Here is a 23,390-nt window from a genome sequence, read left to right on the forward strand (position 1 = left end):
GCCGGGACGGCGACACGAGTCCGACTTTCCCGGAATAGCTTGACTCGGTCTTGGCGCAGTGTGACTCTATGGGTACGCAGCGTTATCGCGACGACGGTCCGAGAACGCGCGCGGGGGAACCAAACCGGGGGGATGCACGGGGCGGGCGGCCATGGACGGGACTTCGTCCACGACCGGTCGCCCCGTGCGCTGTCCGCCGATGTCTTCGTGTCGTCTTCACCCGGCCGGTCCTCGCGGCGGCGGCTCGCGAGCGTAAGGTGAATGGTCGCGCAGCACATCGTCCGACAGGAGATTCCATGACCAGCACCCTCCCGGCGTCCGCCAGTGGCACGCCGTCCGAGGCCCGGCCGAGCACTCTCGCCGAGGGCGACTACAAGGTGGCGGATCTGTCGCTCGCCGAGTTCGGGCGCAAGGAGATCCAGCTCGCCGAGCACGAGATGCCCGGCCTGATGGCGATCCGTCGTGAGTTCGCCGACGCCCAGCCGCTCGCCGGTGCCCGGATCACCGGGTCGCTGCACATGACCATCCAGACCGCCGTCCTGATCGAGACCCTGGTCGCGCTCGGCGCGCAGGTCCGCTGGGCGTCCTGCAACATCTTCTCCACCCAGGACCACGCCGCCGCCGCGATCGTGGTCGGCCCGGACGGCACCCCCGAGGCCCCGGCCGGTGTCCCGGTCTACGCCTGGAAGGGCGAGAGCCTGGAGGAGTACTGGTGGTGCACCGAGCGGGTGCTCACCTGGCCCGACGGGCAGGGCCCGAACATGATCCTCGACGACGGCGGCGACGCCACCCTGCTGGTGCACAAGGGCGCCGAGTTCGAGAAGGCCGGCGCCGTCCCGCCGGTCGAGTCCGCCGACTCCGAGGAGTACGCGGTCATCCTCGGCGTGCTGCACCGCTCGCTCGCCGAGGACGGCCAGCGGTGGACCCGGATCGCCGCCGGCATCAAGGGCGTGACCGAGGAGACCACCACCGGCGTGCACCGGCTCTACGAGATGCACCGGGCCGGCACCCTGCTCTTCCCCGCCATCAACGTCAACGACTCGGTGACGAAGAGCAAGTTCGACAACAAGTACGGCTGCCGCCACTCGCTGATCGACGGCATCAACCGCGCCACCGACGTGCTGATCGGCGGCAAGATGGCGGTCGTGCTCGGCTACGGCGACGTCGGCAAGGGCTGCGCCGAGTCGCTGCGCGGGCAGGGCGCCCGGGTCGTGGTGACCGAGGTCGACCCGATCTGCGCCCTCCAGGCGGCGATGGACGGCTACCAGGTCGCCACCCTGGACGACGTGGTCGAGCAGGCCGACATCTTCATCACCGCCACCGGCTGCTTCGACGTCATCACCAACGAGCACATGGCCCGGATGAAGCACCAGGCCATCGTCGGCAACATCGGCCACTTCGACAACGAGATCGACATGGCCGGCCTGGCGAAGCGTTCCGACGTCGAGCGGGTCAACATCAAGCCGCAGGTCGACCTCTGGAAGTTCGCCGACGGGCACGCCATCATCGTGCTGTCGGAGGGTCGTCTGCTGAACCTGGGCAACGCCACCGGCCACCCGAGCTTCGTGATGTCGAACTCGTTCGCCAACCAGACGATCGCCCAGATCGAGCTGTTCACCAAGACCGAGGAATACCCGATCGGCGTCTATGTGCTGCCCAAGCACCTCGACGAGAAGGTCGCCCGGCTGCACCTGGACGCGCTCGGCGCCAAGCTGAGCACCCTGACCAAGGAGCAGGCGTCCTACCTCGGCGTCTCCGTGGAGGGCCCGTTCAAGCCGGAGCACTACCGCTACTGACACCCGCCGCACCGACGGGCCGGCCGCTTTCCGCAAGCGGCCGGCCCGTCGGCGTCCACTTGCCGCCCGGGCCGTCAGTCCCGGCGGGCGCGGCGGCGGGCGGGGCGGACCCAGCTCCACACGCACCAGACGAGCCACGCCACCGACACCACGGCGGCCAGCACGCGCAGGCGCAGCGCGTCGAGCAGCAGCACCACGGCGAGGACGGCCAGCCACGGCCCGAACGCCCTCACGCCCGCCACCGGCCGAGCACCATCCGCCGGACCAGCGGCGGAGCGATCCACGACCAGACGCAGAAGAGCATCCAGGCCAGGGTGAACAGGCCGCCGAGCACGTCCAGGCCGACCGCCGAGAGCAGCACGATCACGCCGACCGCGAGCAGCCAGGTGCGCAGGATCCCTAGCCGGTAGAGCGGGCGCAACGGCAGCAGCAGCGGGTGCGCGTACACCCGGGTCTCCCAGGCGGCGTCGGCGTAGTCGGCGTCGGTCGGGTCCTGCGCCGACGCCTGCCCGAAGGCGCGGTGCGCGGCGCCCACCCGGCCACGCTGGGCGGCGGCGACACCGTGCAGGGCGAGCGCCACGGGGTTGCCCGGCCACGCCCCGAGGAACTCCCGGGCCACCCGCTCGGCCGCCCGGTCGTCACCCCGGGCGTACGCGAGCTGGAACCGCGAGGCGAAGACGGCCGGCGCGTCCGGTGCGATCGCCGCGGCGCGGGCCACCAGGCGTTCCGCCTTGTCGGGCTGGCCGGCGGCCGAGCAGAGGTCGGCGTACTGGCAGAGCAGCCACGGGTTCTCCGGCTCGATGGCGAGCGCGTCGAGCAGCGCCCGCTCGGCGAGGGCGTGCTCGCGGCGGTGGCGCAGCGCGAGGCCGAGCCGGCCGAGCAGTTCGGCGTCCGGGCCGTGCTCGGCGAGCCCCTGCCGCGCCACGGTCACCACGTCGTCCCAGCGGTCGAGCACGGTCAACGCGCCCGCCCGCAGCCGGAACGCGAGCCGGCTGGTGGCCAGCGGGGCGGGCAGCCGGTCGACCTCCGCCAGGGCCTGCTCCGGGCGGTTCACCTCCAGCAGGTGGGCGACCCGGGCGAGCTGCGTCTCCGGGCCGGTCACGCGACGGCCACCAGGGAGACCAGGACGGCCTCGGTGAAGCCGAGCACCAGCACCGCCCCGAGGCCCGGCAGCCACAACGACGCGGGCTGGCCGCCACGCAGCTCGTACGACCGGAACGGGCGCTTCTGCGTGGCGGCGGCCACCAGCCAGACCAGCGCGCCGGCCAGCGCCCCCACCAGCCGTACGGGTCGGCCGGCCCCGTCGTCGACGATCGCGAGCGTCATCGTCAGCCGGGCGAGCAGCGCGGCCAGCCCGGTGCCGAGCACCGCCAACTGTGCCGGGCGGGACACCCCGAGCCGGCGCCCGTTGAGCAGGGCGAGCACGGTGACGGCCGTCGGGCCGCCGAAGACGGCGGGAAAGATCAACGACTGGGGCCGCCACGGCGGGCGCCGCGTCCCGTACGCCGCCGGCGCGATCGTGGGGGTGAACAGGTCGTCGGCCACGGTGATCCTGTCTCGGTAGGGGCGAGCCGGATCCTGCCACAATCGACGCGCGGCCCGCCTCCCCGGACGGGTCGGGGCGACCGCCGAGCCCGCTCAGCTGCCGGCGATCGACCCGCCGCCGTCCCCCGCCGACGGGGCGACCGCAGGCCGTACCGTCACGGCCGGCGCGGGCGTGGCCTGGGTCGGCACGGTGGTCCGGGGCGCCGGCGCGAGGTCGGGTGCCGGCGGCCGGATCGGGCCGGCCGGCGCGGGCGGCGCGAGCACCAGTTCGGGCCAGAGCGACGCGACGGCCGTCCGGCCGAGCGCCAGCCGGTACCGCGCCCGTCGGTGTCGCTCCCCGAGGACCGCGGCCAGGTAGACCGACTCGGGCATGCCCACGGGCGGGGGCGGCGCGATCACCGCGGACACCTCGGCCCACAGGCCGCGCCCCAGCCGCCCGCGCGCCGGCTCCGCGAGCTGGTGCACCCGTGCCAGGTACTGCCGGGCGGCCAGCGCCAGGTCGTCGTCCAGCCGGCTCAGGTCCGCCGTGCACGCCCAGCCGGCCAGCGCGGGCACCGCCGTCGGAACCGGCCGCCAGGCGGTCGCCGCGCGGGTGTGCACGACCAGCGTGCCCGCCACCAGGTCGCCCAGCCGACGCCCGCGCCGGTCGGTCAGCATCACCGACACCCCGGCCACCCAGCTCAGCAGCGGCAGCACCAGGCCGGGCCACTCCACGGCCACGCCGACCAGCGCCCGGATCAGCGACTGCCGCGCCCCGACCGGGGCGCCGTCGGCGCTGACCACGCGCAGCCCGACGGCCATCTTGCCCAGCGTGCGGCCGTGGTTGAAGCGCTCGCACAGCACCGGGTAGCCGACCAGCACCAGGATCAGGCCCACCGTCGCGAGCCCGCCGGCCAGAGCACCGTCGACCAGTCCGTCCGGCAGGCCGAGGAGCGCGGCGCCGACGCTCATGGACAGCGCCAGCATGAGGGCCGCCTGGGCCAGGACGTCGAGCAGCAGCGCGAGCACCCGGGAACCGATCCGGGCGGCCCGGACGTCCAGCTCCACGGCCTCCCCGCTGACCAGCCCGGCGTCTGCCCACGGTGCGGGTCGCGGTTGTGCTCTCACCCCGACAGTGAACACTATGATCCCCGGACGGGGGTGACGGTGGATCTCGACGCGTACGTCGCGGAACACAGCGGGCAGTGGCGACGGCTGGAGGAGCTCTCCGGGCGCGGCCGGCTCGACGCCGCCGAGGTCGACGAGCTGGTCGCCCTCTACCAGCGGGCCACCACCCAGCTGTCGGTGCTGCGCAGCCGCTCACCCGACCCGGCGCTGGTCGGCCAGCTCTCCCAGGTGGTGCTGCGCGCCCGGGCCCGGCTCACCGGCCGCCCGCGTGCGTCGTGGGCGGCGGTCGGGCGGTTCCTCGTGGCCGGCTTCCCCGCCGCCGTCTACCGCGCCTGGCCCTGGTGGTGCGGGGTGGCGACGGGCTTCACCCTGCTCAGCCTCTTCCTGATCTGGTACGTGGCCGACAACCCGCAGACGGCGGCGGCCTTCATCGGCGACGAGGCGGCCGCCGACCTGGTCGAGTCCGGGTTCGCCGGTTACTACACCGAGTACGCCGCGCCGACCTTCGCCTTCCACCTGTGGACGCACAACGCCTGGCTCGCCGCCCAGTGCCTCGCCGCCGGGGTGCTGATCGTGCCGGTGCTCTACCTGCTCTGGCAGAACGCCCTCAACATCGGCGTGGTCGGCGGGGTGATGGTCGCCTACGGCCGCGCGGACGTCTTCTTCGGCCTGATCACCCCGCACGGGCTGCTGGAACTCACCGGGGTCTTCGTGGCCGCCGGGGTGGGCCTGCGCATCGGCTGGTCCTGGATCGCGCCACCGACTCAGCTCACCCGGGGGCAGGCGGTGGCCCGGGCCGGCCGCCAGGGAGTCCTGGTCGCGGTCGGGTTGGTGGGGCTCTTCGCGGTCTCCGCCGTCATCGAGGCGTTCGTGACCCCGGCGCCCGTGCCGGTCCCGGTGCGCGTCGCCGTGGGCGCCGCCGTCTGGCTCGCCTTCCTGGCGTACGTGGTGCTCCTCGGCCGCCGCGCCGTCGCCGCCGAACCTGATCAGAGTCGACCGAGGGACTTCAGGCGGAGGTAGGTGTCGGCCAGGGCGGGGGCCAGGCGGCCCGCCGGGGCGTCCACGACCGTCACGCCGTGGCGACCCAGGGCGGTGCGGACGCGGTCGCGTTCGGCCAGGGCCCGCCAGGCCGCCGCGGCGGCGTAGGCGTCCGCCGGGCGCTGCGGGACGGTGGTGGTGAGGGCGGTCAGCACGGGATCGTGCGCCGCCGCGATCACCACCCGGTGCCGGGCGGCCAGCCGGGGGAGCACCGGCAGCAGCCCCTCGCCGAGGGCGCCCGCCTCCAGCGCGGTGAAGAGCACCACCAGGCTGCGCTGGCGCTGCCGGCGCAGCAGCTCGCCGGCGATCAGGTCGAAGTCCGTCTCCGCCAGCGTCGGCTGGAGCGGGGCGAGGGCGTGCACCACGCGCGGGAGCAGGGCCGGCCCGCCCGTGCCGGTGACCGTGGCCCGTACGGCCGTGTCGGCCGCGAGCACGTCGACCCGGTCGCCGGCGCGGGCGGCGAGGGCGGTGAGCAGCAGCGCGGCGTCGATGGCGGTGTCCAGCCGGGGCTCGTCGCCGACCCGCACCGCCGAGGTCCGCCCGGTGTCCAGCACGCACAGCAGCCGGCGGTCCCGCTCCGGCCGCCACGTACGCACCAGCACGTCGGCCCGGCGCGCGCTCGCCCGCCAGTCGATCGAGCGCACGTCGTCGCCGACCACGTACTCGCGGAGGGTGTCGAACTCGGTGCCCTGGCCCCGCCCGCGGCTCACCTGGGTGCCGTCGATGACCCGAAGCCGGGACAGCTTCTCCGGCAGGTGCCGGCGGGAGTCGAAGCGCGGCAGCACGCGCAGCGTCCACGGCGGCGTGGCCGGCCGGCCGGAGCGCTGCCGGAACCCCAGCCCCAGCGGCCCGAACGAGCGCACCGTCAGCGCCACCGCCGGCCGGTCGCCCCGCCGCAGCGGGGTCAGCCGGCTGGGCAGCGCCACGGTCGCGCCGGGATCGACGCGTACGAGCCGCGACGGGGGCACGTCGGGGCGGGCACCGGCGGAGGGCACCCAGGCGTCGCGGACCTTGGCCCGCAGCGTACGGCCGGAGGGGTTGTGCAGCAGCAGCGCGACGGTGGCGGTGCCGCCGAGCCGGACCGCGCGGTCCCCCTGCCGGGCGGCCGTGAGCGCGCCCGGCGGCGCGGCCAGCGCCCGGTCGAGCAGCACCAGCAGCAGCACCGCCCCGGTCATCACCAGCAGCCCGACGAACGGCGCCGGCCAGGCCGGCAGGGTCAGCGCGCCGACCGCCAGCAGGAGCGCCGCCCGCCAGGTCATCGCGGCGTCGGCACGGTGGCGAGCACCGTGTCCAGCACCGCGTCCACGCTGACGCCCTCCAGCTCCACCTCGGGGCGCAGCCGCAGCCGGTGCCGCAGCGTCGGCCGGGCGACCGCCTTCACGTCGTCCGGTACGACGTGGTCGCGCCCGGCCAGCCAGGCCCACGCCTTGGCGGTGTTGAGCAGCGCCGTCGCGCCCCGGGGCGAGGCGCCCAGCTCCAGCGCCGGGGTGTTGCGGGTGGCCCGGCAGAGGTCGACGATGTAGCCGAAGAGCGGCTCGGCCACGTGCACCCGGCCGACCGCCGCCCGGGCAGCCGCCAGGTCGGCCGCGTCGGCCACCGGCCGTACGCCGGCTGCGGCCAGGTCGCGCGGGTCGAAGCCGGCGTGGTGCGCGCGGAGCACGCCCAGTTCCTCGTCCCGGTTGGGCAGCGGCACGGTGAGCTTGAGCAGGAACCGGTCGAGCTGCGCCTCCGGCAGCGGGTAGGTGCCCTCGTACTCGATCGGGTTCTGGGTGGCGGCGACGATGAACGGGTCGGGCAGCGGCCGCCGATCGCCCTCCACCGAGACCTGCCGTTCCTCCATCACCTCCAGCAGCGCCGACTGGGTCTTCGGCGGCGTCCGGTTGATCTCGTCGGCGAGCAGGAGGTTGGTGAAGACCGGCCCCTCGCGGAAGGTGAAGGCGGCGGTGTGCGGGTCGAAGATCAGCGAGCCGGTGACGTCGCCCGGCATCAGGTCGGGAGTGAACTGCACCCGCTTGGAGCCCAGGTCGAGGGCGGTGGCCACGGTGCGGATCAGCAGCGTCTTGGCCACGCCCGGCACGCCCTCCAGCAGCACGTGCCCGCGACAGAGCAGGGCGATCACCAGGCCGGTGACGACCGCGTCCTGCCCGACGACCGCCTTGGCGACCTCGGTACGCAGCCGGTGCAGGGCGGCGCGCGGGTCGACGGGCTCGATGGTCGACGGTTCGGCGGTGCCGGCGGGTCGGGTCACCGGGGGTCTCCTTCGGCTCGGTGCGGGTGCGGTGCGGCGGGCGGCGGCGGCCCCTCGGCGGCCGGTGCGGCAGGCGGTGGTGGACCCTCGGCGGCCGGGGGCGGTCCCTCGTGGAACGGCATCGCGGCCGGGGACGGTCCGTCGGCGGCGTGCGGGGCGACGGCTCGGGTGAGCCGGTCCAGCGCGCGGGCCAGGTCCAGCAGTTCCCCGTCGGTCTCGGGCTCGCCGCCGTGCAGCACCTCGTCGGTCCACCGCGGGTCGTCGCCGGTACGGGCGGCCACCGCGGCGGCCACGTCGGCCGGCGGCGCGGTCGGCGGCAGGTGCAGCCGGGGCGTCAGGCGGTCGAGGGCGGCGGCCCGCAGCGTCCGGGCTGCCGCGTCCCGGGCACCGGCCTTCTCGTATAGGCGGGCGCGGCCGAGCACCGTCTCGGCCGAGCGGACCGTGACCGGCAGCGGCTCGGGGGCCGGCGGGCCGAGCCGCCGGGCCCGCCAGAGCGCGGCCAACAGGGCGGCCACGGCGAGCTGGGCCAGCAACGCCCACAGCCAGCCGGGGAAGGCGGACCACAGCGGGTTCGGCGGATCGGGCCGGTCGGCCCGGGAGTCGTTCCGGCCCTCGCTGTCGCTGTCGTCGTCGGGCTCCCCGCCCGGGTCCGCCGGGTCGCCGGTGCCGTCCCCGGTACCGGTGCCGCGGCCGGGGCCGTCGTTCCCGGTGGAGCCGCCCGGCGTGGGCGACCAGGCCGGGCGGCCGGTGCTGCCGTTGCCGAAGACCGGCGGGGGTTCGGGGCCGTCCAGGTCGAGCCACACCACCCGACCCGGCCCGCCGAGCAGCGCGGTGGCGAACGCCCGGTTGTCCCACTCGTCGATCCGGTCGTTGCGGAACGGGTCGCTGGCGCCCACCACCACCGTGCCGTCGGGGACCCGGGGCACCAGGGCGAGCCCGTCGGCGAAGCAGAACCGGACGGGCGCCGAGGCGTCCGGGGTGGCCGCGTAGCGTTGCAGCCCGACCGCCGCCCGCCCCAGCTGGCGCAGCTCGGGCAACGGGCAGGGCAGGCCCCGGGCGTCCGGCCCCACCGCCTGCGCGGCCCACCGGCGGCCGGCCGGCTCCACGGGCAGCCCGACCGCCTCCAGCACCCGGCGCGGCGGATCCACCAGCACCAGCCTGGTGGTCGAGGGCAGCGAGTCCAACGCGCCGACCGTGTCGGGGTGCAGCAGGGCCGGCGCGGGCACGAAGAGCGTGGTCGCACCGCTGCGGGCGGCCAGCAGCGCCGGCAGCGTCTCCGTCTCCCGCTGCACGGTGACGCCCCGCTCGCGCAGCGCGTCGGCGAGCCGGCTGCCGCCGTCGTCCCCGGTCGCGACGGGGGAGAGGAACCCCCGGTCGCCGGGGTCGGGCTGGTCGACCGCGTGGGTGACCAGGGTCGTGGTCAGCAGCAGCGCGGCCAGGCCCAGCGGGACCAGCAGCCGGTGTCGGCGGCGCCGGGGAGCGGCGGCGGTCCCGGGGGCCGGGGCGGCGGTGGCGGGTGTGCTCATGCCCGGGGCCCGTCCGCGGGGTGCCCGGTCAGCACCCGGTCCAGCTCGGCGGCGTGCTCCCGCATCCGGTGGTCGTGCTCGACGGAGGCCGGGCGCTGGCCGTACCAGATCTCGGAGAAGACCGCCCCGGCGGCGCCGAGCGGCGGGCCCACCTGCGGCCGGCTGTCCGTCGCGGCGCGTACCAGCTCGACGACGGTCATGCCGGGCTGCGGCTGCACCACGCGGCGGGCGGTCAGCTCCCGGACCATCGCCCGCAGCCGCTCCCGGACGGCCTCGGCGTACCGGCCCTCGGCGGCGAGCCGGTCCGCGAGGGAGACGTACGCGGCGGCCGGCAGCTCCGGCTCTCGGGGCGCGGGGACGACCGGCTGCCCGGCGGCCTCCGGCGGCGCCGGCCTGCGGCGTCGGCGCAATCGGGGCAGCCGCCGGGGGATCCAGGCCGGGAACGTGTACCAGCCGGCCGCGACCAGCACCGTGGCGAGCACCAGCAGCAGCGCGACCAGGGGCAGCGGCACCCGGTCGCCGAGCGCCGCCGTGGTCTCGGTCCACCACCGGCTGAAGCTCATCGCCCGGCCGCCAGCAGGACGGCCTCGGGCGTGCCCGCCCTGGCCCGGGAGAGCCGGATGTCCAGTCCCTCGGTACGCATCCGCGTCTCCAGGTGCAGCACCGCGTCGAGGCAGGCCAGGGCCGGATAGGCGACGGCATTCACGCCCGCCCAGACGGCCAGCGACAGCCAGCCGGCCCAGGCCCGGTCGACGAGGTCGAACGAGTCCAGCCCGAGGTAGACGCCGATGCCGAGGCCCAGGCGCACGATCCACCACACCAGGTAGCCGAGCAGCCGGATCCAGCCGGCCCGGCCGGCGCCCCGGACGGCCAGGGCGGCGGAGCGCAACGGGGCTCGCAGCGGGTGCACCCGGTCCACGACCAGCGCCGGCGCCACGGCGCCGAGCACGGCGAAACCGACGAGCCACACCGGTCCGAACAGCGCGACCCCGAACATCAGCACGCCGACCAGGGCGGCGAGCAGCGCGGTGGCGCCCCAGCGGGCGCCGGCCGGGCCAAGCAGCTCCCGTGGACGGGCCGCGCGGCCGAACAGCGCGGCCCCGGCGGCCCGGGCGGCCGGGTTGCCGAGCAGCAGGATGATCATCGCCTCGGTCGCCGCGCCGACCGCCAGCAGCAGCCAGAACACGCCGAACCGGTCGAACTCGACGAACCAGACCGGCGGTACGGTGCCGGCGGCGAGGCGCAGCGGGTACAGCAGGAGTTGCTCGGCCACGGCCAGCGCGAGGGCGACCGGCACCAGCACCCGGGCCTGGGCGCGCAGCAGCAGGACCGCGGAGTCCAGCAGCTCGCCGACCGTGAGGGGGCGGCGCGGAAGCACGGCGGTCGGGCCGGCGTCGGGCACGCGTACTCCTGGGGAGGGACGGCGGTGGCGCGTGACGGCGCACGCGGGGATCATGGTGACACGCCCGTTCCGATCGGGTGGACCCGCACGTCGGGGCGGCGACGCCGGGCACCTGTTGCTGGGCGGCGAGGTCCCACGGCAGTACCGTGCCGGGTGACGGGGATCCCACCGAACTGAAGGGGATGGAAACATTAACCCCATGAGAGCCCGGGTACTGGTGGTCGACGACGACCCCGCGCTCGCCGAGATGCTCGGCATCGTCCTGCGCAGCGAGGGCTTTCTGCCCTCGTTCGTCGCCGACGGCGAGCGGGCACTGGCGGCGTTCCGCGAGAACCGCCCCGACATCGTCCTGCTCGACCTCATGCTCCCCGGCATGAGCGGCATCGACGTGGCGCGGTCGATCCGGGCCGAGTCGGGCGTGCCGATCGTCATGCTGACCGCCAAGAGCGACACGGTCGACGTGGTCCTCGGCCTGGAGTCCGGGGCCGACGACTACGTGGTCAAGCCGTTCAAGCCCAAGGAACTGGTCGCCCGGATGCGGGCGCGGCTGCGCCGCGGCGAGGACGTCGCCCCGGAGATGTTGACCATCGGGCCGCCCGGCAACCAGATCACCATCGACGTCCCGGCGCACACCGTCAGCCGCAACGGCGAGGAGGTGAAGCTGACGCCGCTGGAGTTCGACCTGCTGGTCGCGCTCGCCCGCAAGCCGCGCCAGGTCTTCACCCGCGAGGTGCTGCTGGAGCAGGTCTGGGGCTACCGGCACGCGGCGGACACGCGGCTGGTCAACGTGCACGTGCAGCGGCTGCGGGCCAAGATCGAGCCGGATCCGGAGCGGCCGGAAATCATCCTCACCGTGCGGGGCGTGGGCTACAAGGCGGGCACCGGATAGCCTGGTCACACTGTGGCCACCTCCCCCATCCCGGACCCCCCGACGACACTCCCGCGCCGGCGCGCCGCCGCGCGGGAGCTGTGGCGTGGCGTGCACGGCCGGGCCGCGCGCCTGCTCGCCGGCCTGCACCAGGCCTGGCGGCGGTCGCTCCAGCTGCGGGTGGTGACCATCACACTGGTCGCATCCAGTCTGCTGGTGGGCGGTTTCGCCTACCTGATCGCCGACAAGATCACCGGCATCCTGGTGGAGAACGTCGAGACGGACGTGCGGGTGCGGCTGGACAGCGGCGCGGACTACGCGGCGAAGCAGTTCGGCCTCTACAACCAGCCGCAGGAGACGCAGCTCCAGGAGACCATCGAGGGCACGGTCAACTACCTGGCCGGCGGTGACCCGCAGCAGACCACCGGCGTGATCGTGGCGCTCGCCGCCGACAACCACACCGACGCCATCCAGCCCCGCTCCTCGCCCGCCGTCAACGTCCGCCCGCTGATCAGTCCGGAGCTGCGCGAGACGGTCGCCGGGGGCAAGGTCGCCAGCCAGATCCGCACCGGGCGCCTCGGCGAGGAGCGCACGAAGTACCTGGTCTACGGCTCCCCGGTGCCCACCCGGTTCGGTCAGGTGGAGCTCTACTACCTCGTACCGCTGGCCCGGCAGGACGCCACGGCCGCCGAGGTCCGGGACACCGTGGCCGCCACCGGGGCGGCCCTGGTGCTCCTGCTCGGCCTGCTCGCCGGCCTGGTCACCCGGCTGGTGGTGACCCCGGTGCGGGTCGCCGCCCGGACGGCCCAGCGGCTCTCCGCCGGCCTGCTCGACCAGCGCATGGTGGTCAACGGCGAGGACGACCTCGCCCTGCTCGCGGCGTCGTTCAACCAGATGGCGACCAACCTGCAACGGCAGATCCTGCGGCTGGAGGAGATGTCCCGGCTGCAACGCCGCTTCACCTCCGACGTCTCGCACGAGCTGCGCACCCCGCTGACCACGGTCCGGATGGCCGCCGACCTGATCTTCGCGGAGCGCGACGAGTTCGACCCGGCGGTGGCGCGCAGCGCCGAGCTGCTCCAGGCCGAGCTGGACAGGTTCGAGGAGCTGCTGACCGACCTGCTGGAGATCAGCCGCTTCGACGCCGGCTTCGCGATGCTCGACTCCGAGCCGACCGACCTGGTGCCGGTCGTGCACCGGGTGGCCGACCGGCTGGCCGGCCTCGCGGAGCGCGTCGGCGTGGCCATCGAGCTGGACGTTCCCAGCACCCCGGTGATCGCCGAGGTGGATCCCCGGCGGGTGGAGCGGGTGCTGCGCAACCTGGTCGGCAACGCCGTCGAGCACGGCGAGGCCAAGCCGGTGCTGATCACGCTCGGGATGGACGACACGGCGGTGGCGATCACCGTCCGCGACCACGGGGTGGGGCTCAAGCCGGGCGAGGAGAAGCTGGTGTTCAACCGCTTCTGGCGGGCCGATCCGTCCCGGGCCCGGCAGACCGGCGGCACCGGGCTGGGCCTGTCGATCAGCCTGGAGGACGCCCGGCTGCACGGCGGCTGGCTGGAGGCCTGGGGCGCGCCCGGGCAGGGCGCCCAGTTCCGGCTCACCCTGCCGTCGCGGGCCGGCGACCGGTTGACCACCTCGCCGCTGCGGCTGGTGCCGGCCGACGCCGCGCTGCCCTTCGGCGGGCCCCGGCCGGGCGGGCTGCTGGCCATCGGCCCCGGCACTCAGGGTGCCCTCGTGATCGGCCCGGGCGCCGACGGCACGCTGACCGTCGGTCCGGGGCGGCCGGGCAACGGTGGGCACGCGGAGGTGGGGTCGTGAGGCGTCGGCTGCTCGCCGGACTGCTCGGCGGCGCGCTGCTGCTGGGCGGCGTGACCGGCTGCGGCATTCCGGAGAACACCGAGGTCCGGGTGGACGGGCCGGGACCGGCGGCGGAGGGCGGTTCGACCAGCGGTAGCCGGGGCGAGCCCCCGAGCCGCAGCGCGGCCGGCACCGACGCCGAGCAGTTCGTCCAGAACTTCCTCTCCGCCGCGGCCGGTGAACCGGACGGGGCCTACCAACGGGTCCGGCAGTTCATCGTGCCGGCGGACCGCGACCGCCTCCAGACCAAGCAGGGCAGCGAGGTCACGCTGGCCGTCGTCCGGCTCACCGAGGAGCCGGTGCCCGTGTACGCCCCGGACCGGACCGAGGTCACCCTCAAGGTGCAGCAGGTCGGGCAGCTGCGCACGGACGGCACCCTGGCCCCGCCGGAGACGAGCACCACGACCTACACCTTCGAGCTGCGCAGCCAGGCCGGGCAGGACGGCCTGACGGACGGCGGGCTGTACGTGGCGAACCCGCCGACCGCGCTGCTGCTCAGCGTCGAGGCGCTGGAGACGTACTACCAGAGCCGGACGATCTACTTCTGGAACAACGACCGCACCCGCCTCGTCCCCGACCAGCGTTACCTGCCGCTCGCCGTGCCGGACGAGCGACGGGTCAGCGAGGTGGTCAAGTGGCTGACCGCCGGGCCCTCGGCCTGGCTCGGCACGGCCGTGCGCCGGCTGCCGGACGGCACCCGCCTGATCAACAACGCCACCCGGACGGACGGCCGCTGGGAGGTCGACCTGGAGATGCCGGAGGACAAGGCCCGGCTGGAGCAGCTCGGCACGCAACTCGCCTGGTCGCTGTCGGACCTCGACGGGCCGCTCGACATCAAGATCCGCAACCAGTCCCAGGAGTTCATCCCCGACCTGGAACGGCGCCGCCTGGACCGCCCGGTGCACCAGCTCCCGGAGAGCTTCCAGCGGTTCTGCGTCTACGAGGGCGCCGTCCACCCGCTGGCCTACCCGGGAGAACCGGCCGGCCCGGTGCCCGTGGACGCCAAGGCGAACCGGAACGTCGTCTCCGCCGGGCTCAGCCGCGCCGACAACCAGATCCTGGCGGCGCTGGTGGTCTCCGACGCCAACCGCCAGTGGCTCTCCGTCGGCACCGGCACCGACCCGGTGGCCGCCTTCACCCGCAGCGCCAAGGGGTACGCCGCCATGGGCCAGCCGGTCTGGCTGCGCTCCACGTACCGGGGGCAGCCGGCCGGGCTCGTGGTCGCCGACGGGAGCCTCTACCGCTTCGACGCCCAGGCGCAGCTCACCGCCGTGCCGCTGGGCGTACCCGGCCCGGTGACCGCCGTGGCGGCCTCGCTGGACGGGCACCGGATCGCTGTCATCGCCGGGGGCGCGCTCTACGTCGCCGCCCTCAGCCCCGACGGCGCGGGGGCGACCCCCGGCCCGGCCCGTCGGCTGCACACCCGGCTGACCAGCCTGTCGGCCGTCGACTGGTACGGCGAGAACACCCTGGTCCTCGCGGGCGCGGTCGGCCGCCCCGCGGTCTACGAGGTCAGCGTGGACGGCGCCCGGGAGAGCCGGCTGGAGGACAAGATCGGCGCGCGGGTGACGCACCTCGCCGCGTACCCGGCGAACGCGGTGGGTCGCCTCGGCGCCGCGATGTACGAGGCGAACGGGGTCGCGTACCGCAGCAGTCCGTTCGAGCGGATCCAGCCGCAGCAGGTGCAGGAGGTCGCGCCGCCCTCGGCCGGGGCGCGCGCCGGCAACCCGACCGCCCCCTTCTTCCTCTACTGATCTCCGTGCGGGATCTCGGCGGGCTCTGGGCGGACCTCACCGACCTGGTGCTGCCCGTGGAGTGCGCCGGCTGCCGGGAACGCCGACCGGGGCTGCGGCACGGCGTCTGCCCGGAGTGCGTGGCGGCGCTCGGCGCGTTGCGCCCCGGGGCCGTACGCCCCACTCCCGCCCCGCCCGACCTGCCGCCCTGCGTCGCCCTCGGCCCGTACGCCGGCCCGCTGCGGGAGGCGCTGCTGGCGTACAAGGACCACGGCCGGCACGGGCTGGCCCGGCCGCTGGGGGCGCTGCTCGCCGAGGTCGTGGCGGCGGCGGTGGGCGACGCCCGTCCGGTGACGCTGGTGCCGGTGCCGGACACCGCGGCGGCGGCCCGCGCCCGTTACGGCGACCACCTCGGCCGGCTGACCCGGCACTGCGCGGACCGGCTGCGCCGGGCGGGCTGGCCGGTGCGGGTGCGCCGGCCGCTGCGGGCCCTGCCCCGCCCCGACTCGGTGACGCTGGACAGCGCCGGCCGGGCGGCGGCGGCCGAGGCGGCCTTCCGGGTCCGCCCGCGGGTGCCGTCCACGCCCGACGGGGCGGTGGTGGTGCTCGACGACATCCTCACCACGGGCGCCACCCTCGCCGCCGTGGGGCGGGCGCTGACAGCGAGCGGGCTGTCACCCACGGTCGCCGCGGTGCTCGCCGCGACCGAGAAGCGGCACCGGCCGTAGCGCTGCGTGTTTCCCTTTCACCCGTTGGTGTATGAGCGGTGAAAAATTGTGGGCGGTCCCGGCGACCGGGGGTGACTGTCGGGCGAATTGGAGTTAGCGTTTTCGTGTCGGGGGTAGGAGGTCTTTCCACCCGCTCCCGGCGGTGAAAGGAGGCGTAGCCGCACTGACCGGTCGACGCCGAGTGGGACCTCCCCCGGGGGCGCGCGACCGGATGTTGGAACGAACGACCGTCCGAACTAGGGAGGTCACATGGACATCGTGGTCAAGGGCCGTAACGTCGAAGTGCCGGATCACTACCGGGTGCACGTGGCGGAGAAACTCGCGAAGATCGAACGTTACGACCACAAACTTATTCGTGTCGATGTGGAGCTTTTCCACGAGCGCAATCCGCGTCAGGCGGACCACTGCCAGCGCGTTGAAATCACCTGCGTTTCCCGTGGCCCGGTGATCCGGGCGGAGGCCTGCACGAACGACTTCTACAGCGCGCTCGACGCGGCCATCGCCAAGCTGGACACCCGGTTGCGCCGGGCGGCCGACCGCCGCCGCGTCCACCGTGGTCGACACGCGCCGCTCTCCGTCGCCGCCGCCACCGCCGGCCTGCCGGTCGCCGGTCTCGACGGGCCGCTGGGTGCGTCCCCCGAGGGCTCCGCCACGGCCACCGCCGTGGCCGACCGGGTCGAGGAGGAGCACGACCAGCCCTGGCACATCGCGCGGGAGAAGGTGCACCCCGCCGAGCCGATGACCGTCGACGAAGCCCTGTTCCAGATGGAACTCGTCGGCCACGACTTCTACCTGTTCCAGGACAAGGAGTCCGGCCGCCCGAGCGTCGTCTACCGGCGGCACGCCTACGACTACGGAATCATCTCCCTCGACGCCTGATCGGCACGTGCCGTGGTGGCGGCCCACTCCGCCACCACGGCCGAGGGCCGGCCCGCCCGGTGTCGGCGCTCGACACCGCGCCCGGCGCGCCTCCCGGGTCGCGGCCGGTCAGCGCAGATCGTCGGGGAGCAGCCCGAAGACCAGGTCGTCGAGGCGGGTGCCGGACTGTCCCGGCAGGCGCCCGCGCAGCAGGCCCTCCCGGCGGAATCCCACCCGCTCCAGCACCCCGTGCGAGGCGGCGTTGTCGGGCACGGTGCCGGCCACCAGCCGGGCGAGCTTCGCCGGGCCGAACGCCCAGCCGGCCAGGAGCCGCACCGCGCGGGTGGCCAGCCCGTGTCCCCGCCGCTCGGGCAGGAGCGCGTAGCCGACCGAACCCTCGCCGGCCGCCGGGTCGGAGATGCTGAGCCCGCAGCTGCCCGCCGGCTCGCCGGTGACCGCGTCGAGGATCAGCAGCCGGGCGATGGCGCCGGTGAGCCACGCGCTCTCGGCGGTCAGGCAGCGCCGCTCGATGGCTGCCCGGGTCGGTGGCACCGGCGGGGCCTGGTTCGCCACCACCTCGGGCCGTGAGTGCAGCCGGTACATCAAATCGACGTCGTCCGGGCCGAGCCGGCGCAGGGTCACCACGCCGTCGGTGAGCCGTCCCTCGGGCAGGTCGGGCAGCGCCCGGTGGGCCGGGCCGGGCGGGTCGTCGGCGAGCCGTACCCACACCAGCAGGTCCGTCCGGCCGCCGCCGCGCAGCTGGCCGGCCGCCCGGCGTACGCCTTCGTGGCGGAAGCCGGCGGCGAGCGCCACCCGCTGGCTGGCCGGGTTCTCGGCGTGGGTCAGCAGTTCCAGCCGGTCGACGCCGTGGCGCAGCGCGGCGTCGACCAGGGCCCGGGTCGCGGCGGTGGCGAACCCGCGCCGCCGCGCCCACGGCGCGACCCAGTAGCCCACCTCGGCCTGCCGGCGCGGCGTCACGACCTGGCCGATGCCCGCGCCGCCCACCAGGCGGTCGGTGGCCGGATCGGCGATGGCGTACGCGGCCCCGCCGGTGGCCCAGGCGGCCGGGGCGCCCTCGGTGATCCACCACCGGGCGTCGGCCTCGGTGTACGGCTGCGGCATGCCGGGGTTGAACCGCAGGTTGACCGGGTCGCCGCAGCCGGCGGCGAGGTCGGCGGTGTCGGCGGGGCGGAACTGCCGCAGCCGCACCCCGTCGGCCTCGATCACCTCCGGTGTCATGCCAGGTCCCCGGCCAGCAACGCGCCGACCCAGACGTCCACCCGCTGGTCGCGGTGGGTGAGCCCGCCCCGGGCGACGCCCTCGACCGTGAAGCCGGCCTTCTCGGCGGCCCGGCGGGAGGCGGTGTTGCCGACGTTGGCCCGCCACTCGATGCGGGCCAGGCCCAGCGTGGCGAAGCCCCAGGCGCTGAGCGCGGTCAGCGCGGCCGGCAGGTGGCCGCGGCCCCGGGCCCCGGGGTCGGCCATGAAGCCCACGTCGGCCAGCAGCGGGTCGGCGGCGGAGAGCCGAAGGTCGATCGTGCCCACGTACCGGTCGTCGGCGTCGGCGACCACGAAGCAGGCGCTGCTGCCGCCGGCCCAGGTGCTGCGCGTGTAGGCCAGGTACGACTCGGCGTCCGTCCGCTCGTAGGGATCGGGCACGCTGGTCCACCGGATGGTCTGCGGGTCCCGGCAGGTGTCGACGATCGCGTCCAGGTCGCGCTCCTCCATGGGGCGCAGCCGCAGTTCGGTGCCGCCGGCCGTGGCGAACAGGACGGGCGGGGGCGCGCCGAAGACGGCGGCGCGGCGGGCCTCCAGGGTGCCCGGGCCGGCGGGACCGGTCTCGCCCGGTGCGGGCACCTCCCCGGGGAGCAGCGAGCCGATCCAGCCCGCGGGGCTGCCGTCGGGGGCGGGGTCGGCGAGGCGCAGCCGGCCCTCGACGCGGAAGCCAGCCCGGAGCGCGACCAGGCGGGAGGCGTGGTTGCCCACCTCGGCCTGCCAGATCAGCCGGCGCAGCTTCAGCGCGTCGAACGCCCAGCGGGCGACGGCCCGGCTGGCCCGGACGGCCACGCCCGCGCCCCGGGCCCAGGGCGCGGTCCAGTAGCCGATCTCGCCGGAGCGCAGGCCGGTGTCGATCGAGACGAGCCCGCAGGAGGCGAGCAGTTCGCCGGTGGCGGCGTCGCAGACCGCGAACGGCGCCCCGGTGCCCGTCGCCCAGTCCGCCGTGGCGACCGCGGTCACGAACCTGTGTGCGTGTTCGGGCAGGTACGGGCGAGGTACGGTGGTCCAGCGCTGGATGTCCGGGTCCTGGCACGCCCGGTGCACCGCGTCGGCGTCGGTCGCCCGCCAGGGTCGCAGCAACAGGCCGTCCTCGGTGATCTCCACAGGTTCCACCCGAGCCATCGTGCCGGACCGTTCGCGGACGGCGTAACCGGATTTCGGCGACGCGGCGCGTGTCGGGCGTGTTATGTCGGTTTCGCCGACTCGGAGGGCCGCCACCAGTGACCATCGCGCCGATGGAGCGCCTACGATGGGTCGAGACTGTCTAGGGGAGCGTTGATCCGTGTCGATTCTGGAAAAGGTCCTCCGCGCGGGCGAGGGCCGTATGGTGCGCCGGCTCAAGGCCATCGCCGCCGCCGTCAACTCGATCGAGGACGACTACGTCAACCTCACCGACGACGAGTTGCGCGGCATGACCGACCAGTTCAAGGAGCGGCTCGCCGACGGCGAGACCCTCGACGACCTGCTGCCGGAGGCGTTCGCGGTCTGCCGCGAGGCGGCCGCCCGGGTGCTCGGCCAGCGGCCCTACGACGTCCAGGTCATGGGCGGCGCGGCGCTGCACTTCGGCAACATCGCCGAGATGAAGACCGGTGAGGGCAAGACCCTGACCTCGGTCATGCCGGTCTACCTCAACGCGCTCTCCGGCGACGGCGTGCACGTCATCACGGTCAACGACTACCTGGCCCAGCGTGACGCCGCCTGGATGGGGCGGGTGCACGAGTTCCTCGGCCTCACCGTCGGCGTGGTGCTGCCCAACCGGCCGGCCACCGAGCACCGGGCCGCCTACGAGTGCGACATCACGTACGGCACCAACAACGAGTTCGGCTTCGACTACCTGCGCGACAACATGGCGTGGTCGAAGGAGGAGCTGGTCCAGCGCGGCCACAACTTCGCGGTGGTCGACGAGGTCGACTCGATCCTGATCGACGAGGCCCGCACCCCGCTGATCATCTCCGGCCCGGCCGAGCACTCCGCCCGCTGGTACTCGGAGTTCGCGGGCGTGGTGGCCCGGCTCCAGCCCGGCAAGGACGGCGAGGGCGACTACGAGGTCGACCACTCCAAGCGCACCATCGCGGTCACCGAGCGCGGCGTGGCCAAGGTCGAGGACCGGCTGGGCATCGACAACCTCTACGAGTCGGTCAACACCCCGCTGGTGGGCTACCTCAACAACGCCATCAAGGCCAAGGAGCTCTACAAGCGCGACAAGGACTACATCGTCAGCGACGGCGAGGTCCTGATCGTCGACGAGTTCACCGGCCGCATCCTGCACGGCCGTCGCTACAACGAGGGCATGCACCAGGCGATCGAGGCCAAGGAGGGGGTGGAGATCAAGCAGGAGAACCAGACCCTGGCCACCATCACCCTCCAGAACTACTTCCGCCTCTACGAGAAGCTCTCCGGCATGACCGGCACCGCCCAGACCGAGGCGGGCGAGTTCAACAAGGTCTACAAGGTCGGTGTGGTGACGATCCCGACCCACCGGCCGATGGTCCGCCAGGACCGGCCGGACGTCATCTACAAGACCGAGAAGGCCAAGTTCAACGCCGTGGTGGAGGACATCGCCGAGCGGCACGCGATGGGTCAGCCGGTGCTCGTGGGCACGGTCTCGGTCGAGAATTCCGAGATCATCTCCCAGCTCCTGCGCCGGCGCGGCATCCCGCACTCCGTGCTGAACGCCAAGTTCCACGCCCGTGAGGCCGAGATCGTCGCCCAGGCCGGCCGCAAGGGCGCCGTCACCGTCGCCACCAACATGGCCGGTCGTGGCACCGACATCCTGCTCGGCGGCAACGCCGAGTTCCTCGCCGCCAACGAGCTGCGCCAGCGCGGCCTCGACCCGTTGGAGCACGAGGAGGAGTACGCCAAGGCGATGGAGGAGGTCCTGCCCCAGTGGAAGCAGGCCTGCGACGCCGAGGCGGAGGAGGTCGCCGCCGTCGGTGGCCTGTACGTGCTGGGCACCGAGCGGCACGAGTCCCGCCGCATCGACAACCAGCTGCGCGGTCGGTCGGGCCGGCAGGGTGACCCGGGCGAGTCCCGCTTCTACCTCTCCCTCCAGGACGAGCTGATGAAGCGCTTCCGCTCCGGCGCCGTCGAGGCGGTCATGGAGCGCTTCAACATCCCGGAGGACGTGCCCATCGAGTCGAAGATGGTCACCAAGCAGATCAAGAGCGCGCAGGCCCAGATCGAGGGCCAGAACGCCGAGATCCGCAAGAACGTCCTCAAGTACGACGAGGTCATGAACAAGCAGCGCCAGGTGATCTACGCCGAGCGGCTGCGGGTGCTCAACGGCGAGGACCTCTCCGACCAGGTCCGCAACATGATCGACGACGTCGTCGGCGCGTACGTGCAGGGGGCCACCGCCGACGGCTACGCCGAGGACTGGGACCTGGAGCAGCTCTGGGCCAGCCTGAAGCAGCTCTACCCGGTGGGCATCACGATCGAGGAGATGGAGGAGGAGGCCGGCGGCTCGCGGGCCGGCATCGACGCCGACTTCCTGCTCTCCCGGCTCAGGGACGACGCGCACGCCGCGTACGACCGGCGCGAGGAGCAGCTCGGTGAGGAGGGCACCCGCCAGTTGGAGCGGATGGTCCTGCTCCAGGTCATCGACCGCAAGTGGCGCGAGCACCTCTACGAGATGGACTACCTCCAGGAGGGCATCAGCCTGCGGGCGTACGCCCAGCGCGACCCGGTGGTGGAATACCAGCGCGAGGGCTTCGACATGTTCGCCACCATGATGGACGGCATCAAGGAGGAGACGGTCGGCTTCCTCTACAACCTCGAGGTGCAGGTCAACGAGCCGGAGCCCGAGGCCGAGGAGGTCCAGCTGCTCGACAAGCCGGTCGAGATCCGGGCCAAGGGCCTGGGCCGGGCGCCGCAGCAGCAGGGCCTGCAATACTCCGCGCCGACCATCGACGGCGAGGCCGGTGCCGGCGCGGTGGCCGTCGAGCGCGCCGAGCAGCAGGCGCCGGCGCTGGGCGTCGGTGGCCCGGCCCCGGCGGCCCCGGCCGCGCCGGGGACGACCGCCCCGGCGGCGCCGCAGCGTCCGGCGTCCGGCCTGCGCGGCCCGGGCGTCCCGGCGGCCAGCAGCCGGCGGGTGGCGACGGGGCAGGCGGAGGGCGGCAACGGCCCGTCCCGCAACGCGCCGTGCCCGTGCGGGTCCGGCCGGAAGTACAAGCGCTGCCACGGTTCCCCCAACGGCGGCGCGTGACAAGCAGTTGAGCGGGCCCGCGCCCGCCGGAGCAGTCGAGCCGTGGTCCTTGTGGACCACGGCTCGCTTCCGTCTCGGCGAACGTCCGGGCGCCGTGGCCGAAGCCCGGTAGCTCAGAGCACCTGTAGGGCCGTGCAGAGCCAGCTGCCCCGGCGGTGTTCCAGGCGCAGCGCCATCGCCCAGGTGCGACCGCCCGCGCCGGCGAGGACCGCGGCGACCTCGACGGCGGCGGCGCGCGGCTCGCAGACCCGCAGCCGACGCAGGCGTACGGCCGGCCGGGTCGACCGGCGGCGGACCGGCCCGGAGCGGGCGGTGGCGCGGGCCAGCTCGGGCAACAGCCCGGCGGCCCGGGACGGGTCGAGCAGCGGCCTGAGCTGCCCGGGCGGGCGGTAGCCGTTGATCACCTCTAGGCAGGTGCTGACGAAGCGGTGCGCGGCCCGGGTCGCCTCGGGCGTGGCGGTCACGAGCGCGTCGAGCGGCAGCGGTGCGGCGGTGCGCCGGCCGGGGCCGGTCGGCGCGGGTCGCTGCCGGCGGCCGAGCGGCCGGTCGGCCTCGCGTCGGGCCGGCTCGAACAGGTCGAGCACGAGCTGGGCGTGGCCCGGGGCCGGCCAGTGGGCGGCGTCGTCGTCGGTGAACGGCGGCTCGAACGAGGGGGCGGGGCGCAGCCGGACGGGAGGCCGCGCCGGCCCGGGGCGGCGGGAGTCGGTCATCCGGGAACCTCCCATGATTCCTGCGTTTGCTTTCGTTTGCCTTCGACGTCCTCCATTCTCAGGTACGGCGGAGCCTGCGGTCAATGCCCTGCGGATCGGCCCGGTTACTCCGGGTCGCGTTCGGTCAGCGGGTTGCTCCGCACCCACTCGGCCGTCTCGGCGTACTTGCGTTCGATGTACTCCTCCAGCCGGGCACGCTCCACGCGCCACTGGCCGCGCCCGCCGATCTTGATCGCGGGCAGCTCGCCGCTGCGCACCATGTGGTAGACCTGCGAGTCCGACACGTTCAGCTCGGTGGCCACGTCGGAGAGCAGCAGGAACCTCGGCTCCACGAGAACCCCCGGGGTTGGCGTCGTTTGGTTCAGTTTGCCACCGACCACCGACGTGGCCCAGCCGACGGGTCGCGACCTGCGGCGACGCCTTCCCGGGACACGCCGACGGGGCGCTTCTGCCCGCACAGGTCGCGGTGTATGACGGTCACGGGATAGGG

At 74.6% G+C, this 23,390-nt stretch carries 21 protein-coding genes; 8 read left to right on the forward strand and 13 right to left on the reverse strand.

The window, feature by feature from the left end:
* Nucleotides 1-296: 296 nt before the first annotated feature.
* On the forward strand, nt 297-1,796 hold the full coding sequence (ahcY, locus tag CLT72_RS27695) for an adenosylhomocysteinase (protein WP_101414258.1): 1,500 nt from the start codon (nt 297-299) through the stop codon (nt 1,794-1,796).
* A 74-nt stretch (nt 1,797-1,870) separates the two neighbouring features.
* Here ahcY and CLT72_RS32055 read toward each other — a convergent pair whose 3' ends face one another.
* The 4 genes from CLT72_RS32055 to CLT72_RS27710 form a co-directional block, all read right to left on the reverse strand.
* Nucleotides 1,871-2,038, reverse strand: coding sequence for a hypothetical protein (locus tag CLT72_RS32055; RefSeq protein WP_158242077.1), 168 nt, complete (start codon nt 2,036-2,038; stop codon nt 1,871-1,873).
* Nucleotides 2,026-2,898 carry a tetratricopeptide repeat protein gene (locus tag CLT72_RS32060; protein ID WP_101414259.1) on the reverse strand — a complete coding sequence of 291 codons (873 nt, stop codon included), beginning with the start codon at nt 2,896-2,898 and terminating at the stop codon, nt 2,026-2,028. The genes CLT72_RS32055 and CLT72_RS32060 overlap by 13 nt, the downstream gene beginning before the upstream one ends.
* Complete coding sequence (locus CLT72_RS32065) at nt 2,895-3,341, reverse strand: hypothetical protein (RefSeq protein WP_101414260.1); 447 nt, start codon at nt 3,339-3,341, stop codon at nt 2,895-2,897. Before CLT72_RS32065 ends, CLT72_RS32060 begins: the two co-directional genes overlap by 4 nt.
* A gap of 93 nt (nt 3,342-3,434) precedes the next feature.
* On the reverse strand, nt 3,435-4,448 hold the full coding sequence (locus tag CLT72_RS27710) for an RDD family protein (protein WP_396800509.1): 1,014 nt from the start codon (nt 4,446-4,448) through the stop codon (nt 3,435-3,437).
* Between the two features lie 33 nt (nt 4,449-4,481).
* Between CLT72_RS27710 and CLT72_RS27715 the strand changes: the two genes are divergently transcribed.
* Nucleotides 4,482-5,468, forward strand: a complete 987-nt coding sequence (locus CLT72_RS27715; protein ID WP_250101404.1) for a stage II sporulation protein M — start codon at nt 4,482-4,484, stop codon at nt 5,466-5,468.
* Here the strand turns inward: CLT72_RS27715 and CLT72_RS27720 are convergent.
* The 5 genes from CLT72_RS27720 to CLT72_RS27740 are packed head-to-tail and all read right to left on the reverse strand — an operon-like array spanning nt 5,435 to nt 10,662.
* Nucleotides 5,435-6,745, reverse strand: a complete 1,311-nt coding sequence (locus tag CLT72_RS27720) for a DUF58 domain-containing protein (protein WP_101414262.1) — start codon at nt 6,743-6,745, stop codon at nt 5,435-5,437. The two genes, CLT72_RS27715 and CLT72_RS27720, sit on opposite strands and share 34 nt — an antisense overlap.
* Entirely contained in the window at nt 6,742-7,734 is a 993-nt protein-coding gene (locus tag CLT72_RS27725) for an AAA family ATPase (protein WP_199184657.1), read from the reverse strand. Before CLT72_RS27725 ends, CLT72_RS27720 begins: the two co-directional genes overlap by 4 nt.
* Nucleotides 7,731-9,260: a DUF4350 domain-containing protein gene (locus CLT72_RS27730; protein WP_350821708.1), complete on the reverse strand. Its 1,530-nt coding sequence runs from the start codon at nt 9,258-9,260 to the stop codon at nt 7,731-7,733. Before CLT72_RS27730 ends, CLT72_RS27725 begins: the two co-directional genes overlap by 4 nt.
* Entirely contained in the window at nt 9,257-9,823 is a 567-nt protein-coding gene (locus tag CLT72_RS27735) for a DUF4129 domain-containing protein (protein ID WP_101414263.1), read from the reverse strand. Before CLT72_RS27735 ends, CLT72_RS27730 begins: the two co-directional genes overlap by 4 nt.
* Complete coding sequence (locus tag CLT72_RS27740) at nt 9,820-10,662, reverse strand: hypothetical protein (RefSeq protein ID WP_101414264.1); 843 nt, start codon at nt 10,660-10,662, stop codon at nt 9,820-9,822. The genes CLT72_RS27735 and CLT72_RS27740 overlap by 4 nt, the downstream gene beginning before the upstream one ends.
* Nucleotides 10,663-10,861: 199 nt before the next feature.
* Between CLT72_RS27740 and mtrA the strand changes: the two genes are divergently transcribed.
* The 5 genes from mtrA to hpf all read left to right on the forward strand — a co-directional run bounded on the left by mtrA (nt 10,862) and on the right by hpf (nt 16,730).
* Nucleotides 10,862-11,551 carry an MtrAB system response regulator MtrA gene (gene mtrA / locus CLT72_RS27745; RefSeq protein ID WP_089001893.1) on the forward strand — a complete coding sequence of 230 codons (690 nt, stop codon included), beginning with the start codon at nt 10,862-10,864 and terminating at the stop codon, nt 11,549-11,551.
* Between the two features lie 12 nt (nt 11,552-11,563).
* Nucleotides 11,564-13,351 (forward strand): MtrAB system histidine kinase MtrB, encoded by a 1,788-nt coding sequence (gene mtrB / locus CLT72_RS27750; RefSeq protein WP_199184658.1) that lies wholly within the window; start codon nt 11,564-11,566, stop codon nt 13,349-13,351.
* Nucleotides 13,348-15,144, forward strand: coding sequence for an LpqB family beta-propeller domain-containing protein (locus tag CLT72_RS27755; protein ID WP_101414265.1), 1,797 nt, complete (start codon nt 13,348-13,350; stop codon nt 15,142-15,144). The genes mtrB and CLT72_RS27755 overlap by 4 nt, the downstream gene beginning before the upstream one ends.
* 47 nt (nt 15,145-15,191) lie before the next feature.
* Entirely contained in the window at nt 15,192-15,851 is a 660-nt protein-coding gene (locus tag CLT72_RS27760; protein ID WP_101415428.1) for a ComF family protein, read from the forward strand.
* Between the two features lie 249 nt (nt 15,852-16,100).
* Nucleotides 16,101-16,730, forward strand: coding sequence for a ribosome hibernation-promoting factor, HPF/YfiA family (gene hpf / locus CLT72_RS27765; protein ID WP_101414266.1), 630 nt, complete (start codon nt 16,101-16,103; stop codon nt 16,728-16,730).
* Nucleotides 16,731-16,838: 108 nt separating this feature from the next.
* Here the strand turns inward: hpf and CLT72_RS27770 are convergent, their stop codons facing one another.
* Both CLT72_RS27770 and CLT72_RS27775 read right to left on the reverse strand, forming a co-directional pair.
* Nucleotides 16,839-17,948: a GNAT family N-acetyltransferase gene (locus CLT72_RS27770; RefSeq protein WP_101414267.1), complete on the reverse strand. Its 1,110-nt coding sequence runs from the start codon at nt 17,946-17,948 to the stop codon at nt 16,839-16,841.
* Nucleotides 17,945-19,108, reverse strand: a complete 1,164-nt coding sequence (locus tag CLT72_RS27775; RefSeq protein ID WP_250101398.1) for a GNAT family N-acetyltransferase — start codon at nt 19,106-19,108, stop codon at nt 17,945-17,947. Before CLT72_RS27775 ends, CLT72_RS27770 begins: the two co-directional genes overlap by 4 nt.
* 160 nt (nt 19,109-19,268) lie before the next feature.
* Here CLT72_RS27775 and secA point away from each other — a divergent pair, with 160 nt between their 5' ends.
* Complete coding sequence (secA, locus tag CLT72_RS27780; protein WP_101414269.1) at nt 19,269-22,190, forward strand: preprotein translocase subunit SecA; 2,922 nt, start codon at nt 19,269-19,271, stop codon at nt 22,188-22,190.
* 113 nt (nt 22,191-22,303) lie between these two features.
* Here the strand turns inward: secA and CLT72_RS27785 are convergent, their stop codons facing one another.
* Nucleotides 22,304-22,900, reverse strand: coding sequence for an Rv3235 family protein (locus CLT72_RS27785; protein WP_101414270.1), 597 nt, complete (start codon nt 22,898-22,900; stop codon nt 22,304-22,306).
* Between the two features lie 104 nt (nt 22,901-23,004).
* Complete coding sequence (locus CLT72_RS27790) at nt 23,005-23,232, reverse strand: helix-turn-helix domain-containing protein (RefSeq protein WP_089001884.1); 228 nt, start codon at nt 23,230-23,232, stop codon at nt 23,005-23,007.
* Between the last annotated feature and the right edge of the window lie 158 nt (nt 23,233-23,390).

The organism is Micromonospora sp. CNZ309 (assembly GCF_002846525.1).